The sequence below is a fragment of the Arthrobacter sp. StoSoilB5 genome, assembly GCF_019977235.1.
Classification (GTDB): domain Bacteria; phylum Actinomycetota; class Actinomycetes; order Actinomycetales; family Micrococcaceae; genus Arthrobacter.
Window position 1 is genome coordinate 202,201 of record NZ_AP024646.1, and the last position, 14,883, is coordinate 217,083.

The 14,883-nt window shown below is 62.2% G+C and carries 14 protein-coding genes and 1 pseudogene; 8 read left to right on the forward strand and 7 right to left on the reverse strand.

Features of this window, described 5'->3' with window-relative positions; translation table 11 throughout:
- Positions 1-12 precede the first annotated feature (12 nt).
- From ureG to LDN75_RS01005, 3 genes are read left to right on the forward strand one after another with little or no spacing between them, the layout of a single operon-like run.
- On the forward strand, positions 13-630 hold the full coding sequence (gene ureG, locus LDN75_RS00995; protein WP_223935344.1) for an urease accessory protein UreG: 618 nt from the start codon (positions 13-15) through the stop codon (positions 628-630).
- Complete coding sequence (locus LDN75_RS01000; protein WP_346347155.1) at positions 627-1,640, forward strand: urease accessory protein UreD; 1,014 nt, start codon at positions 627-629, stop codon at positions 1,638-1,640. The genes ureG and LDN75_RS01000 overlap by 4 nt, the downstream gene beginning before the upstream one ends.
- A complete protein-coding gene (locus LDN75_RS01005) occupies positions 1,641-2,684 on the forward strand; it encodes a nickel transporter (protein ID WP_223935346.1) in 1,044 nt (347 codons plus the stop codon).
- Here LDN75_RS01005 and LDN75_RS01010 read toward each other — a convergent pair.
- Positions 2,681-3,658, reverse strand: a complete 978-nt coding sequence (locus LDN75_RS01010; protein WP_223935347.1) for a serine hydrolase domain-containing protein — start codon at positions 3,656-3,658, stop codon at positions 2,681-2,683. The two genes, LDN75_RS01005 and LDN75_RS01010, sit on opposite strands and share 4 nt — an antisense overlap.
- A gap of 137 nt (positions 3,659-3,795) precedes the next feature.
- On the opposite strand from LDN75_RS01010, the gene LDN75_RS01015 reads away from it, so the two are divergent.
- Together LDN75_RS01015 and LDN75_RS01020 are read left to right on the forward strand one after the other, a co-directional pair.
- A complete protein-coding gene (locus tag LDN75_RS01015; RefSeq protein WP_223935348.1) occupies positions 3,796-4,305 on the forward strand; it encodes a sigma-70 family RNA polymerase sigma factor in 510 nt (169 codons plus the stop codon).
- A gap of 1 nt (position 4,306) precedes the next feature.
- Positions 4,307-5,320, forward strand: a complete 1,014-nt coding sequence (locus LDN75_RS01020; protein WP_223935349.1) for a hypothetical protein — start codon at positions 4,307-4,309, stop codon at positions 5,318-5,320.
- 68 nt (positions 5,321-5,388) lie between these two features.
- On the opposite strand, the gene LDN75_RS01025 is transcribed toward LDN75_RS01020, so the two are convergent.
- On the reverse strand, positions 5,389-8,067 hold the full coding sequence (locus LDN75_RS01025; protein ID WP_223937449.1) for an alpha-amylase family glycosyl hydrolase: 2,679 nt from the start codon (positions 8,065-8,067) through the stop codon (positions 5,389-5,391).
- A gap of 411 nt (positions 8,068-8,478) precedes the next feature.
- Between LDN75_RS01025 and LDN75_RS01030 the strand changes: the two genes are divergently transcribed.
- Entirely contained in the window at positions 8,479-8,676 is a 198-nt protein-coding gene (locus LDN75_RS01030; protein WP_223935350.1) for a hypothetical protein, read from the forward strand.
- Positions 8,673-8,903, forward strand: coding sequence for a hypothetical protein (locus LDN75_RS01035; protein WP_223935351.1), 231 nt, complete (start codon positions 8,673-8,675; stop codon positions 8,901-8,903). The genes LDN75_RS01030 and LDN75_RS01035 overlap by 4 nt, the downstream gene beginning before the upstream one ends.
- 11 nt (positions 8,904-8,914) lie before the next feature.
- Here LDN75_RS01035 and LDN75_RS01040 read toward each other — a convergent pair whose 3' ends face one another.
- The 5 genes and pseudogenes from LDN75_RS01040 to LDN75_RS01060 form a co-directional block, all read right to left on the reverse strand.
- Positions 8,915-9,940 (reverse strand): beta-propeller fold lactonase family protein, encoded by a 1,026-nt coding sequence (locus tag LDN75_RS01040; protein ID WP_223935352.1) that lies wholly within the window; start codon positions 9,938-9,940, stop codon positions 8,915-8,917.
- Positions 9,941-9,979: 39 nt separating this feature from the next.
- Positions 9,980-10,810, reverse strand: a complete 831-nt coding sequence (locus LDN75_RS01045) for an aldo/keto reductase (RefSeq protein WP_223935353.1) — start codon at positions 10,808-10,810, stop codon at positions 9,980-9,982.
- An 83-nt stretch (positions 10,811-10,893) separates the two neighbouring features.
- A pseudogene (locus LDN75_RS01050) lies at positions 10,894-11,912 on the reverse strand (NAD-dependent epimerase/dehydratase family protein).
- A complete protein-coding gene (locus tag LDN75_RS01055; protein WP_223935354.1) occupies positions 11,909-12,880 on the reverse strand; it encodes an aldo/keto reductase in 972 nt (323 codons plus the stop codon). Before LDN75_RS01055 ends, LDN75_RS01050 begins: the two are co-directional and overlap by 4 nt.
- A gap of 35 nt (positions 12,881-12,915) precedes the next feature.
- Positions 12,916-13,737, reverse strand: a complete 822-nt coding sequence (locus LDN75_RS01060; protein WP_223935355.1) for an aldo/keto reductase — start codon at positions 13,735-13,737, stop codon at positions 12,916-12,918.
- Positions 13,738-13,969: 232 nt separating this feature from the next.
- On the opposite strand from LDN75_RS01060, the gene LDN75_RS01065 reads away from it, so the two are divergent.
- Positions 13,970-14,854: a helix-turn-helix transcriptional regulator gene (locus LDN75_RS01065; protein ID WP_223935356.1), complete on the forward strand. Its 885-nt coding sequence runs from the start codon at positions 13,970-13,972 to the stop codon at positions 14,852-14,854.
- Positions 14,855-14,883 lie beyond the last annotated feature (29 nt).

Consider the following 14,883-nt stretch of genomic DNA (forward strand, 5'->3'; position numbering starts at 1 on the left):
TCAGGAGGACACATGTCTGAACCCATCAAAATCGGCGTCGGCGGGCCGGTCGGCGCCGGCAAGACGCAACTCGTCGAGCGGATCACCCGGCACATGAGCGGCGACATTTCCATGGCCGCCATCACCAACGACATCTACACCATTGAAGACGCCAAAATCCTCGCGGCCAACGGTGTCCTGCCCGAAGACCGGATCATCGGCGTCGAAACCGGCGGTTGCCCACACACCGCGATCCGCGAAGACACCTCCATGAACACCGCCGCCATCGAGGAACTCAAGAGGCGCCATGCGGACCTGCAGGTCATCTTCGTCGAATCCGGCGGCGACAACCTCTCCGCCACGTTCAGTCCCGAGCTCGTCGACTTCTCCATCTACATCATCGATGTCGCCCAGGGCGAAAAGATCCCCCGCAAAGCCGGCCAAGGCATGATCAAATCCGACCTCTTCATCATCAACAAAACGGACCTCGCGCCCCACGTCGGAGCAGACCTCTCCGTGATGGAACGCGACTCCAAGGAATTCCGAGGCAACAAACCCTTCTGCTTCACCAATCTCAAAACCGACGAAGGCCTCGAGCAGGTCCTGAACTGGATCCGACGCGACGTCCTGATGCTCGACTTGGCGTCATGACCCCGCCCAAGTCCGTTCTCATCTCACCTGGGGCGGCGCCCGCGGATGAAGGGGGCCGTGCCCGTCCCCAGCCGCTCCCAACTCTCGCAAGCTCGAGCCGGGGCCCTCGCGGCAGTGGGCCCCCCGCGGAACCCGCCACGCCGCGGCCCCCTTCATCCGCGTCCGCTCACCGCCCTGCGCGGGGGCGGCTGGAGCTCGGGGTCAGTGCGCGTGGCGGGAGGTCTGTTGCTTCTCGGCAATTCCATGAGGGCGCTTTGAGGGTGCTCCGGCCGCATTATTTGGATCAGTCCGGGCAGGTTTGCTACGTCATGGTTAATCCTGGCGGGGCGTATTTGGGGGCCGATCTGTTCCTTATTGATGTGGAGGTCGAGGCTGGGGCGGATCTTTTGTTGACGACGCAGTCGGCTACGAAGGTGTATCGGACTCCGGGGTCCTTTGCTGAGCAGCGCATGAGTGTGCGGTTGGGGGAGGGGGCACTGTTGGAGTTCGTGCCTGACCAGTTGATTGCCTATCGGGAGGCGAGCTACCGGCAGAATTCGCACATCAGCCTCCACCCGACGTCGAGCCTTGTCATGGCTGAGGTCATCACGCCGGGGTGGGCCCCGGACGGTGGGGAGTTCCGGTACGAGGAGCTGCGGCTGAGGAACGAGATTCACATCGAAACGGTTGACGGACCCAAGCTGTTGGCCCTCGATAATCTCCTGATCCGGCCGTCCCTCGGCGAGGTCACAGGCATGGGTTTCATGGAGGGCTTCAGTCACCTGGGTTCCCTGATAGTGGTAGATCATAGGGTGGATCAGGAACTGGCCGATGAGCTGCACGAGCTCACCCGCCACCTGGACGCCTATACGGGCGTTTCCCTGACCAATACTGTTTGCGGTACCACGGGCCTCGTGCTGCGATCGTTGTCGAACAGCACGGAAGAACTCAATATTCTGCTGGGTACCTGCACGGCGCTTCTCCGCAAGCGCTGGCACGGGCAGGAGCCCTTGAACCTGAGGAAGTACTAGATGACTGCGCTGACTGAGTTCGCCACGCTGTACCGGGAACGGGAGAACCTGTCCTTGCGGACCCGGCTGCTCTTTACGTTCGGTGCGGTGGCCGCCCTGCACGTTGCCGCCGTCGTGCTCTTGCTGCCAGGAGGGGCAGGCGCCACGCAGCCGTTGGCGCTCGGCTTGGTGGTTACCGCGTACGTGGCTGGAATCAAGCACAGCTACGACTGGGACCACATCGCCGCGATCGACAACTCCACCCGAAAGTTCGTTTCGCAGCGCAAGGATCCCGTCAGCGTGGGTTTTGCGTTCAGCTTGGGCCACAGTTCCGTGGTCATCCTGGCCGGTTTGCTGGTGGTTGCCGGCGCAACGGTGATCGGGCAGTTCATGGAAGACGGCACCACTGGAAACAGGGTTCTCGGCCTGATCGGCAGCGGCGTGTCCGGGCTGTTCTTGCTCGCAATGGGCCTGTTCAACGGTTCCGCGTTCGTCCGCGCCAGACAGGTGTACAGGAGTGTTCAGGCCGGCGCCGGGATCCACGAAGACGACCTCGAGGCGAAAGGATTTGTTGCGAGGTTGCTGGCCAAGCCCCTGTCGAAGGTGGAGCGGCCACGGAACATTTATGTGATCGGCTTCCTGTTCGGGCTGGGGTTCGATACCGCCACCACCATCGGGCTACTGGTTATCACCACGACGGCGTCACTCGCCGGAGTCTCACTTCTCGCCTTAATGGCACTCCCGTTCGCGTTCACTGCGGCCATGACGCTGTGCGATTCCATCAATGGCGTGGCCATGATGAAGATGTACAAATCGGCCATCAATGACCCCCAACGGAAGCTTGGCTTCAATGTGGTGATCACCGGCATCTCGGCTGCCTCTGCCCTGTTCATCTCCGTAATCACGCTGGGCGGATTCCTCAACGCTGCCTTGGACTTGGAGGACCCGCTGACCACGTGGCTCGGGGAAATCGACCTCGGCGACGCCGGCCTGCTCCTTGTTGGCCTGTTCGTGGTGATGTGGGCAATCTCTGGCTGGCGCGGCCGGATGAAGCCCGCCCCCTAGGAAGCCGCCACTGCGTTGAACAGCTCGTTCGTGTCCACGCCAAGGTCGGGTGTATCCAGCACGTTGGTCAGGAACACGACGCAGCGGTCCTCTTCCGGGAACATCCACCATTCCGTGCCTGACCAGCCGGGGTGGCCATAGATCCCACGGGCCAGGAGCTCGGATTCGTTTGCGGGCATCTGGAACCCAAGCCCGGTATGGCGCAGGGGCTTGGGCCGGATGGAGATGTGGGAAAGCCCGGTGGTTCGCGGCCGACGCATGGAGGCAAGCGTCGCAGGCCGGACAGCCTTGCCGGAATTCCGCAGCAGTTCAGATCCGAGATTGAGCAGGTCCGTGGCCGTACCGAAGAGCCCGGCACCGGGGTGCTTCTTCTTGTACATAGCCTCAACGTCCAGGCCCGCCGCCTCTGTGCCGTGGACTGTGTGGGGGTTGCAATCGGTTTCGAAGGTGAGGCCCTTGGCCCCGGTGTCGGTTGCCAACGAACGGAGCTGCTCATCGAACGGGCGCCCGTCTGCCCATTCGGCCATGGCCGCGGCACCCTCGAAAGCGACATTGCAGTATTGGACCAACGAGCCCGCGTAAAAGGCTTGCTCCGCAGAGGTGAGGTCCTCGCGGAGCGGCGCGCCGCCGTCGAGCTCCGGGTCCGCAATGCCCGAGCGGTGGCTCAAAAGGTGTTCCAATGTGACGGTGTCGGTGCGGTCTGAGCCAAAACCGGGAAGTGCTTCACCCAGGGAAGCTCCAAGGGATAGTTTCCCCAGCTCAACCTGCCGCATCACAGTCATCGAGGTGATGGGTTTCGTGACTGAGAACAGCGCGAAGTGGTCGTCGGCCGTTGCTTGCCTGCCGCCGTCGTGCCCAAAAGCGACAAGGTCCGAGATGCCCTCGCTGGAGGCAATACCAAGGACCGCAACGGGCACACGCCCCAGATCGACTTGCTTTCGGGCCCAGTCCGCCGCGGGACCTGTTTCCACCATGGCTGTTCCACACTTTCGCTCGGGTTAGGTGAAAAGAATCTATCGAAGATTCTCCTAGCCGCGTGTAACCGCGGGAGCCCGGCCGGAAACTATAGAAGTATCCTGCACTTCAGGACACTACTTTCAGGGGGAAAATCGTGCTTTCCGAGCGCGAACTGGCGTTTATCGCCATTCACAAAGACAGTTATCCGTCCGTTTTCAGGTTTGTCCGCCGACGGGTTGAATCGGCGGAGATGGCCGAAGAAATCGCGGCAGACGTGTTCCGCGTCGTTTGGCAAAAGTGGTCGGATGATGCCCGGCCGGAACTCGGATACTTGCTCGCCATAGCGCGCAACCTTGTGGGTAATGCCTACCGCAGCCGCGAACGTCAGCAGGCTCTGCAGGAAAAACTGCGCGCGACGGCGGTGGAGCGTTTCGGGGACGACTCCGGGAACGTCGCGGTACAGGATGCGATGGACCGCTTGCGGGTGCAGGACCGCGAAATTCTGCAGCTGGCCTACTGGGACGGACTAGGTACCACTGACCTCGCCGGAGTGCTGCAGTGCAGTGAATCAGCAGCCAAGGTCCGTCTGCACCGGGCCCGGACCGCGTTCCGGAAACAGCTGCCCGCCGGCGCCGAAACGACTACACAAAAGATGGGAGTCTGAGATGGATCCGATCAAGAGCCAGATTTCCGCGATCGACCCTCTGAAGAATGAGCCGGAGTCTGAGATTAACGGGGCTGAGGCCCTGAGCCGCATGTTGTCCGGCCCGCGCGTATTCAGTGACACGTTGCCCGCTGGCGTGGCGTCGCTCGAAGAACGCAGGAACCGCAAGATGCGGATCGCGGCCGGACTCCTGTTGGGCGCGGCAGCAGTGACTGCTGGTGTCCTGGTTGCATCCAATTTCGGCCCGGTGAGCTCGACGCCCGCTCCGGCTGTCACTGTCACTCCGGAATCAACACCGAGCGTATCTGCCACGCCCACACCCACGCCTTCGCCCAGCGCGTCAGCCACGTCGTCCGGCACCCCGACGCCGACTGCAAGCCAATCGGCTCCAGCGATTGTTCCGCCGGTGGCAGCTACTACGGCGCCTACCCAGCCGCCAGCTGCCACGCTGCAAACGTTCACGTTCCCGGACGGGCATTTGTCGTTCAGGTACCCGAGCGGCTGGACTGTCCGAACGGAGCAGGGTCCGTATCTTTCGGAGGAAACGAAGGCGGCATCGGTCGGCGCCACTCTCGTGGACAGCACGGGCGCGGAAGTCGCCTACGTGTACAGCGGTTTCTATGGGGATGGCACCGGTGGATGGGTGAAAAGGACCGTCCTGGATAGGGCGTCGGTCCCGGGGATCACCGACAAATCAGGCAATCCTGTGGAGTTCGGTTTCGGGTCGGATCTAGGTTTGATTTATCCGGAAGAGGGGAAGCCCAAACCCACAGTCCCTGCGGACAGCCGACCGTACTACTTCATGGATGTGCGTCTTTCCTCGGAGTTCGAAGCGGGGGAGAGGAGTTCGGGGACCAACCAGATCATGATGCCCAACGGAGTCATGTCCGCCCGTGTTCTGTTCGACTTTGAAAAGCAGCCCACCTTCGCCACCCCCGAAGCCGCGAAGGCCTGGATGGGAAGCGAACAGTACTCGCAGCTGAAGGCCCTGCTGCTGAGCCTGAGCTACAACTAACCCCACCTGACTAGCAGTTGTGGTTGTAATGACGCGTCAAAACAACCACAACTGCTAGCTAGTTTGGGCTAGCTCACAGTGATCAGGTGACTCGCGTGGTCATACCGGAAGGTGACCGGTCCGCCGTCGTGGTTCAGCGTGATGTTGCTGCCGTTCACGGCGCCGCCCAGGCCGTAGTTCTCAGCCCAGGAGCCGTTGATCGCGGCCTTGAACTCGTAGCTACCCGCAGCCAAGTCCGGCACAGATAGCTTCCAGATACCGTCCGAAGGATCCAAAGCCAGCTGGGCCTGGGGGCAATCGGGCATCCAGTCACCGGTGCAGCCCAGCTCCGAGTTCAGGCTCCCGGGCACTGATACGGCGGCAGGTTGCTGGCCCGCGGTCACGGCGCTGATCACGTTGGTTGCGTGGTCGTAGAGGAAGGTCACGGCCCCTCCGGTGTGCGTGAACACCACATTCGGGCCATTCGGCTCACCACCTGCACCATAGTTCTCATCCCATGTGCCATTGAGCGCAGCCTTGAACTCGTACGTCCCGGCTGGCAGGTTCGGGGCCCTCAGCTGCCACAGCCGATGCGTCGGTTCGTAGCTCATGAAAGCCTGCTCGCACGACGCCTGCCAGTCCTCCGGGCAGCCCAGCTCGGTGTTGAGGCTGCCAGCCACGGTGACCGTTTCGGGCTGGGCTGGCTCGCCCACAACACCGCTGCGCGGCTCACTCGCCGACGTGTGGCCGGCGTTGTCCAGCACCACGGCACGGTACTCCACCGACGTGCCGGACTGCATCGCGGACACATCGTGGAAGACCTGGTACGGCGCGTTGTCGTCCGTGCCGATCGACTCCCATTCGCCGCCCGCCGTCCGCGCCTGGAAGGTGACTTCATAGAACGAGCTACCGTCGACGTCGGCCGTTACCTTCATGCGCGTAGCGTCACCGGCAGCGGTGACCGGCTTCTTGAGTACGACGCCGGGAGCCGCCTTGGACTGCGCAAGTCGCCCCGCTGCTTGGTACACCACTGTGGAAAGCGGAGGGACGGTGACAGACAGTTTCGCTTGAGCGTCGGTCTTGGCATCAGCCGCTGCATCACCGTAGACGAGGTTGAACGGCTGCTTGGCTTCGTAGGTTGGGATCTCCGCCGTTTGGGCACTTTCGCTGTTGTTCACGGCAACCACGTACTCGCGCTGGTCCTTGGCGTCGATGCGGGAGAAGGCGTAGATCCCCGCATCATCGGATGCGTAGCGGTTCTGCTGGGCACCGCTGCGGAGGGTCGGGTGCTCCGCCGTGAGGGATGCAAGCTCACTGATCTTCTTGTAGAGCGGGTGCTGGGTATCGAAGTTGTCCGTGGCGTGCGTGGCGCTTGTCCCCAGCAGGTCGTCGTCGAGGTATTCCTGAACCTGGCTGGCGAACATGGATTGCCGCGAGTCCTGGTCCCCGCCTGCGCCGGTGAAACCTTGCTCGTCGCCGTAATAGACAACCGGGTTGCCGCGCGAGAAGTACATCAGCTCGTGGGCGAGTTCGTCGCGCTCCACGAGTTCGGTGTCGGACGCTCCAGCATTGTCCTGGGCGATGAACGTGCCGATACGGCCCATGTCGTGGTTCCCCAGGAAGGTGGGCAGTTGGTACGCGTTGGAGTCGGCGTCGGTGTACCAGTCATCGGCGTTGAAGAAGTCGGCCAAACCGCTGGCCTTGCTGCCCTGGGAAGCGAAGCTGCGCGCGGCACCCTGGAAACCGAAGTCGAGAACAGCCTGCATCTTGTTCTTGGTGGTGAATTTGGACGTGACGCTCTTGGAGGTATCGAAGACCTCGCCGAACATGAAGAACTCGTCCTTGCCTTGCTCCTTGGCATAGCTGAGCACCTGCGGACCGAACTGCTGCCAGAACTCGTCATTGACGTGCTTCATGGTGTCGATGCGGAAACCATCGATCCCGAAGTCGCGGATCCACGTCTTGTAGATATCAACAAATCCATTGACCACCCGAGGGTTCTCGGTGAACAGGTCATCCAGGCCGAAGAAGTCGCCGTAGAGCGCGTCCTCACCGGAAAAGGTCGTGTTGCCGCGGTTGTGGTAGAGCGTGGCGTCGTTGAGCCATGCGGGAACCTTGACGTCCTGCTCGGCTTCCGGGACCACGGGTGTGTAAGGGAAGGACGTCGCTGGATCCAGTGCTGGAAAGTCTTGCGTACCAGCGTAGTCGTGGTCATCGAAGGCCTCGCCCGCTGCCGTACGGTACGGCTCCGTTTCCTTGGAAATGTAGGGAGCCGAATCTGACTCCTGGTACTGGATCACGTCAGCCGTGTGGTTGGTGATGATGTCGAAATACACCTTCATGCCGCGTGCATGGGCGGCATCGATCAGCGTCTTCAGCTCAGCATTCGTGCCCAGGTGGGGATCGATCTGCGTGAAGTCCGTGACCCAGTACCCGTGGTACCCCGCGGAGCTGTTCTCCACTGACCCGTCACCCTGGACTGCCTTGTTCTTGAAGCTCGGTGTAAGCCAGAGGGCATTGGTGCCCAAACCCTGGATGTAGTCCAAGCGGCCCTGGAGGCCCAACAGGTCCCCGCCGTTGTAGAAGCCCTTGCGGGTGGCATCGTAGCCGGACACCATCGGATCGGAACCCAGTCCGCCGTCGTCGTTGGCTTTGGTGCCGTTGTTGAAGCGGTCAGCCATGACGAAATAGAAGTTCTGGTCGCTGACGCCGCCGCGGACCGAGTGTTGGCCGGCGGGATCAGGCGCAGCTTTCTTAGTGGCGACCATCGCGCTCGCGGGCAGGACGGTGGATGCCGTCACGACTGCGGTGGCGAGCACGATGGCGGGGACAACGGATCTATAGCTGTGAGATAGCAAGTAATGAAACCTTCCGCTAAGCGACTCTGCTGTGTGGCAACTCACAACTGTAAGCGCTTGCGTTCCTTTGATCCACAGAAAGTGAAGGTTTTCTGGATGTGAAGAGCTATTACGCCAATGCGGGCTGGAAACGTTTGCAGTCCGACTAGCTGAAATTTCGCGGATTTCCCATTGTTCGCCTGCATGGCACCACGGCGAAATGCTATGCAACTGCCCATAACGAAGCACTTATGACTTGCATAGGGTTGAAGAGATCTGCTTCACACCACGCCCTGCTACACAACGTGCAGTGCCCTGAACTACCAAGGATGAGTTTCAACGATGAAGAGCATCGCCCTCCTGCGCGAGCGAGCCACCCGTGTCATGCCCACCGGTTCCCACTGCCCGGCCTCGGGTTTGTGGAGCCCGGATTCTGAGCCGGATGCGGTCCAGGTATTCGCCGAAGGTCACGTGCTGCCTGCGCACAACGGAGTACCCACTGTCTGGCGGCGCCGGACCGCCGGTGAAGCGTCAGCATGACCAGCACCATCCTGAACAGGCCCCTGGACTATCGGCACGTGCCGGCGGCGCAATGGACCGAACTCAGCGCTGGCGATCCCGTATGGATCTACGACGTCGCATGGGGTGCCGGGACTGGACGTGTTGACGAAGTTTCGCAGCATCAGGAACTGCTGTGGGTGGTCCTTGAACCTACTGGCCGCAGACTGATCTGCGGAACAGACGACGTCGAGGTCTGGGCGGCTTAAGCCGCGGGAACTCAAGCCGCGGGAACCAGTGCGCTTGGGGACCCGGTTTCCACCCGGCCCACTGGTCCGTCAGGCAGTCCCGTTTCCGGGTCCAGCCTGAAGCTCAGGACGTCGTTGGAACCTTCATGCGCCACGAAGAGCCAGCCATCGCGGACCAAGTGGTGCCGAGGCCTATCGCCGCCGCTGGGCACGTCGGCCAAGGGCGTCAGCTCCGTGCCTTGGCCACCCACCTTCAGGACGCAGATCCGGTTTGAGCCACGCACGCCCACATAGACGAATCGACCGTCGGGCGACATCGCAATCTCGGCCGCGGAGTCGCCGTCGAACGCTTTATTCACGCTGGCGGGAACCATGGCGGTGAGTTCGTACACTCCCTGCGGTTCGGCCCTGACGACGGCAACCTCAATCGAGTATTCGGTGTCGATGAACACCGTTCCGCTCGGATGCCGCACCATGTGCCGCGGGCCGGAGCCCCTGGGCAGGATCACCTGGTGGTCGGGCAGCAGTCCCTGGCCTGGCTCGTAGCGCCAGACCCGAACAAGATCGTGCCCCAGGTCCGTGGTCATCACGCGACCATCGGGAAGCATGAGGCTGGAGTGTGCACGGCTGGGGCGGGGCTCGTCGGTGGGGCCGACCTGATGGGGGTCGACGGCGGCTTCCGCGCTGGTGCGCGAGGTCATAGCGCCGTCGTGGTCCAGTTCGTAGAGGATCACTTGGCCATCACCCCAGCAGGTGACCACAATGAAACGCCCTTGGGGATCCGCCGCGACGTGGCAAGCGGCCTCCCCTGCCGGCCACGGTTGGCCCATTTCCTCCAGTTCAGCGGCGCCGCTGCGGCGGTAAGCCCGCACCATCTTGCCCTCCTCAGCCACGGCGTAGAGCACCGGGAGGGTTGGGTGGACGGCGAGGAAGGACGGCGAGTTCGCTGCGACAGCCAGGCCAAGGGAGGTCAACTCCCCATCCGCATCCACGTTAAGTGCGCCGATTCCTTCGCCATTCCCGTTCCGGTCGGCCGTGTAGGATCCGGTCCAAATCATTCCAGTACCAGTTGCTTCCAAGCGTTGTTCCCCCATTCCTTAGTGTCCCTGTACGTCCGAGTCGACGCCGGCATCAGGCCCGGAGTCGAGGGTCTGCAACCTTAGGAGATCGTCCTGGTCCAGTTCGAAGTCGAAGACATCAAGGTTCTCCTGCATACGCTGCGGATTTGAAGTCTTGGGGATGGCCACCAGGCCCTGCTGGACGTGCCAGCGGAGAACCACCTGGCCGGGGGACTTTCCATACTTGTTGCCGATTCCTGCCAGTACGGGTGCATTAAGGAGATCGCTGCTGGCGCCCAAGGGACTGTAGGACTCCGTGACAATGCCGTGCTGCCTATTGAATGCGATGGCAACGGGGCGGGGGATGGAGGGACTGACCTGGATCTGGTTGACAGCCGGCACGACGTCCGTTTCCCGGAACAGGCGTTCCAGGTGCGCTGGCTTGAAATTGGAAACGCCGATGGAACGTACCTTGCCCGAGGCCTGCAGTTCCTCGAAGGTCTTCCACGTGGAGACGAACTCGTCGCGGCGGGGGAGTGGCCAGTGGATCAGCAGCAGGTCAACGTAGTCCAGCCCCAGGCGTTGCAGCGAGCCATCGAGCCCCGCCACCGCCTTGCCCGAGCCTTGGAACTCACCGTCGAGCTTGGTAGTAATGAAGAGCTCGCCCCGGTCCACACCGCAGGCGCGGATACCGTTGCCGACTCCCTTCTCATTCCCGTATTTGACCGCCGTATCAATGTGCCGGTAGCCGCAGGAAACAGCCTCCACCACGGCATCGGCAACCTGGGCATCATCCAGGGGCCACGTACCCAAGCCCAGTTGCGGGATCTTGTAGCCGTCGTTGAGTTCGATGAGCGGGGCAGGTGTCATGGGCTTGATCTCCTCTATTCCATGAAACTCGACGGGCGGGTCTCTTTGCTGTTCTACGCTGGCCATTGACTGCTTGGCAACAGCTACCGCCGCGACCAGTCGTAGAGCCGATCGCTCAACTCCATGAAGTCTTCCGCCAGCACCTGCAGTCCGGGATGCTGATCGTGCCAGTCCACGATTTCCCTCGCACCGTCGGCGAACGGGATGGTTGCCGTGAAGTCGGGCACGAGTGCCTTGATCTTGGAGTTATCGAACACTACCGAGTGTGGTCGCCCAGGAGGTTGGGGCCGAGTTCTTTGTGATGGGCGGCAATGGTCTCGGAGGAAACATGAAACAGCTCCGGATCAGGAACTCCGGCTGCCCGGGCGAATAGGCGGTAGATCTGGTTCCACGGCAGAAACTCGTCCGAGGTGATGGTGTAGCTCTCTCCGACAGCCTGCGGCCGTCCCAGGATCCCAACGAAAGCCTTGGCGAAATCGCGGCTATGGGTCAGTGTCCAGAGCGAGGTCCCGTCCCCATGAACCAGCACCGGCATTCCCGCACGCATACGGTGGATGTCGGTCCAACCTCCCACCATGGCGATCTTGGTCCGGTCGTAGGTGTGGGATGGCCGGACCACCGTCACAGGGAAGTCCTGCTCCCGGTATGCCTCAAACAGCAACTCCTCGCAGGCAATCTTGTCCTGCGAGTACTTCCAAAACGGATTCTTCAGCGGAGTCGATTCCCTGATGGGCAGGGTTGTGGGTGGCTTTTGGTACGCCGACGCGGAACTGATGAAAACGTACTGGCCGGTCCTTCCCTGGAACAGCTCCAAGCCCGCCCGCGCGTGATCCGGGGTGAACGAGATGAAGTCCGCGACGGCGTCGTACTCCCTTCCGCGAACCACCTCCCGCACAGCCCCGCTGTCCCGGATGTCTGCATGCAGTACCTCGGCGCCCTCGGGAACCGGCCGCCCGGCTGACCGTCCCCTGTTGAGGATGGTCAGCCGGTGGCCCAGGGCGACGGCGCGTTCAGCCGCCGCCGCACTGATGACCCCGGTCCCGCCGATGAACAGTATGTTCCGCGGCGAGACGGTGTCCGCTTGTGGGAGGAGGCTGCTCACCAGGCGTAGTCCTCCGGGGCGGGGCGGTGTCCCGGGAAAATGTCGTCCAGCCGCTTGAGGGCATCCTCGTTGAGGGTTACATCCAGGGCGCGGATTGCAGCATCCAATTGCTCCTGCGTGCGCGGTCCAACGATCGGCGCCGTCACGGCAGGCTGATGAAGAAGCCAAGCCAAGGCGACATCGCCGGGTTTCTGCCCGAGTTCGTCCGCAAAATCCTCGTACTGACGGATCTGGTCCTCATGCTTGCGCAGCGTCTCCAGCGCACGGCCTTCCGTGCGGCGGACGCCCTGCTCCTCCTTCTTCAGCACCCCACCCAGCAAACCGCCCTGCAGGGGAGACCAAGGGATCAAGCCGAGTCCGTACTGCTGCGCGGCGGGAATGACTTCAAGCTCCAGTTCGCGCCGGAAGAGGTTATAGATGGACTGCTCGCTGACCAAGCCCGTGTAATTGCGCCTGCGGGCGGCTTCCTGGGCCTGGGCGATGTGCCAGCCCGCAAAATTGCTGCTTCCCGAATACAGGATCTTGCCCTGCTGCACGGCCACCTCAATCGCCTGCCAGATCTCATCCCACGGCGTCTGGCGGTCGATGTGATGGAACTGGTAGATGTCGATGTAGTCCGTCTGCAACCGCTTCAGGCTGGCGTCCAGGGCACGACGGATGTTCAGGGCGGAGAGCTTGGACTCATTGGGACGATCCGTCATGGTCCCGTACAGCTTGGTGGCCAACACCGTCCGTTCCCGGCGCTCGCCGCCCTTTGCGAACCAGCGCCCGATGATTTCCTCGGTCCAGCCCCGGTGACCCGAGCCGCCGTAGACGTTGGCGGTATCGAAGAAGTTAATGCCGGAATCCAGCGCGGAATCCATGATTGAGTGCGCGGTGGCCTCGTCAGTCTGCGGGCCGAAGTTCATGGTGCCCAGGCAGAGACGGGAGACTTTAAGGCCGGAACGGCCAAGGTGGGTGTACTGCATGTTCTTGTCCTTTGTTTAGAACTGCGTAGGGGTATTTAGAACTGCGTAAAAGCCGCGACGGCGGGATCGGAACCTATGCGCGCTCCGGCCTCCAGTGCCGTGATGGCGGCCAGTTCGGATTGGGTGAGGGTGAGGTCGGCGGCTGCGAGGTTTTCGCGCATCCTGGCTGAGTCCGCGGACTTGGGGATCACGATTGTTCCCTGTGCGAGGTGCCAGGCCAGGATCACCTGTGCTGGGGTGGTTTCATGTGCCGCAGCCACCAGGGCCACCACCTCGGCGTTCAGGTCCTTGCCCTGTCCCAGGGGGCTGTAGGCCTCCACGGCGATGCTGAGATCGCGGCACTTGTTTGCCAGATCGCCCTGTTGGTACGTGGGGTGAAGCTCGATCTGGTTGACGGCCGGCACTATGTCCGCTTCCCGCAGCAAGGTATCCAGGTGGTCCGCAAGGAAGTTGGAAACGCCGATGGCCCGGATCTGCTTGTCCTGGTAGAGCTTCTCCATCTCCTTCCAAGCCTGGGTGTACAGCCCCTGCGAAGGGACGGGCCAGTGGATCAGGTACAGGTCCACTGCTTCCAGGCCAAGTGCGTCGCGGCTGCGCTGGAAAGCATCGTAGGCCTCGCCTTGCTCGCCGTTCCGGAGCTTGGTGGTAATGAAAAGGTCTTCCCTGGGAAGGCCCGAAGCGGCGATGGCTGCGCCCACACCTGCCTCGTTACGGTAGGCGGCCGCGGTATCGATGTGCCGGTAGCCTGCCTCCAGAGCGTCCTCCACCACCTTCTGTGTTTCTTCCGGAGGCACCTGGAAAACGCCGAATCCGAGCTGGGGAATGGTGACGCCGTTGTTTAGGGTCAGCTCTGGCATGAGGTCTCCTTAGAGGTAGATATTTCTGGGCCTGGCCGCTGCTTCCTGTGGGTTCGGCTGTGTGCGCCGGTTGCCAGAAAGCGTTTTCGGGAGGCTCTGTACTGAGCCTATTCAGTTTTCGTGGCAGAGTCAGCAATCCAGCCTGATCCTGTTTTTCCTAGGTCTGATAGTCCTACCCAAAATGGTGGGTCTGCTCTGGTCCTGCCGGCTGCGATAACGGCAGAATGGACGAATGGGTCAAAGTGCCGAGTTCGGAAAATTCCTCAAAGTCATGCGTGCCCGCCTCTCGCCCGAGGACGCCGGGGCTCCGGACTCCAGCGGCTCCCGCAGGGTTCCGGGCCTCCGCCGCGAAGAGGTGGCGAGGCTATCCGGCGTGAGCACCGACTACTACACGCGCCTGGAGCAAGGCCGGAACATCCACCCCTCCAAGGCTGTCCTGGAGTCTGTAGCAAGGGCACTGCGCCTGGACGCGGGGGAGCAGGCACACATGATGGACCTTCTGGAGCACTGCGCCAGCTCGGCCGGTAATCCCGGCCCAGCCCAAAAGGTGCGCCCTGCCTTGCGGCAGCTGCTGGACGCCGTCGGGGATGTTCCGGCGATGGTCCTGGGACGACGCGCAGACGTATTGGCCGGAAACCGGATGGCGCACCTGCTTTTCACGGACTTCCCATCACTGCCCGCCGCTGAACGGAACCTCACCCGGTGGATCATTCTGGATCCTGCAGCCAAGGACCTTTTCAGGGACTGGAAGACCGTTGCCGCCGAGGCAGTGGGGGCATTGCGGATGGATGTCGGCCGGCACCCCAACGATCCCCAGACCAACCAGCTCGTGGGCGAACTAGCGGTGCACAGTGAGCATTTCCGCCAATGGTGGGCCGGGCACCGGGTGGCCTCGCGCTCAGCCGGCACAGTGAGGTTGCACCACGCGATTGTCGGTGACCTCGAATTGAACTTTGAGACGCTGAGTCTCCCGGACGATCCCGACCAGCTCCTGCGGGTGTATTCCGCAAAGGTGGGCTCGGCGTCGTCGGACGCCCTGACGCTGCTCAGCAGCTTTGGGGAGGTTGGCGCTGAGCCTGTTTCTGCACCCGAACCTGCCCGCCGGGATGACAGTTAACGCCCATATTTTTGGGAAACATGGGCGTT

Excerpts from the sequence above, each read along its gene's own strand:
- LDN75_RS01005 (WP_223935346.1), top strand. The coding sequence starts at position 1,641 with ATGACTGCGCTGACTGAGTTCGCCACGCTGTACCGGGAACGGGAGAAC.
- ureG (WP_223935344.1), top strand. The coding sequence starts at position 13 with ATGTCTGAACCCATCAAAATCGGCGTCGGCGGGCCGGTCGGCGCCGGC.
- LDN75_RS01035 (WP_223935351.1), top strand. The coding sequence starts at position 8,673 with ATGACCAGCACCATCCTGAACAGGCCCCTGGACTATCGGCACGTGCCG.
- LDN75_RS01045 (WP_223935353.1), bottom strand. The coding sequence starts at position 10,810 with ATGACACCTGCCCCGCTCATCGAACTCAACGACGGCTACAAGATCCCG.
- LDN75_RS01065 (WP_223935356.1), top strand. The coding sequence starts at position 13,970 with ATGGGTCAAAGTGCCGAGTTCGGAAAATTCCTCAAAGTCATGCGTGCC.
- LDN75_RS01025 (WP_223937449.1), bottom strand. The coding sequence starts at position 8,067 with ATGGTCGCCACTAAGAAAGCTGCGCCTGATCCCGCCGGCCAACACTCG.
- LDN75_RS01060 (WP_223935355.1), bottom strand. The coding sequence starts at position 13,737 with ATGCCAGAGCTGACCCTAAACAACGGCGTCACCATTCCCCAGCTCGGA.
- LDN75_RS01030 (WP_223935350.1), top strand. The coding sequence starts at position 8,479 with ATGAAGAGCATCGCCCTCCTGCGCGAGCGAGCCACCCGTGTCATGCCC.
- LDN75_RS01000 (WP_346347155.1), top strand. The coding sequence starts at position 627 with ATGACCCCGCCCAAGTCCGTTCTCATCTCACCTGGGGCGGCGCCCGCG.
- LDN75_RS01040 (WP_223935352.1), bottom strand. The coding sequence starts at position 9,940 with ATGATTTGGACCGGATCCTACACGGCCGACCGGAACGGGAATGGCGAA.
- LDN75_RS01055 (WP_223935354.1), bottom strand. The coding sequence starts at position 12,880 with ATGCAGTACACCCACCTTGGCCGTTCCGGCCTTAAAGTCTCCCGTCTC.
- LDN75_RS01020 (WP_223935349.1), top strand. The coding sequence starts at position 4,307 with ATGGATCCGATCAAGAGCCAGATTTCCGCGATCGACCCTCTGAAGAAT.
- LDN75_RS01010 (WP_223935347.1), bottom strand. The coding sequence starts at position 3,658 with ATGGTGGAAACAGGTCCCGCGGCGGACTGGGCCCGAAAGCAAGTCGAT.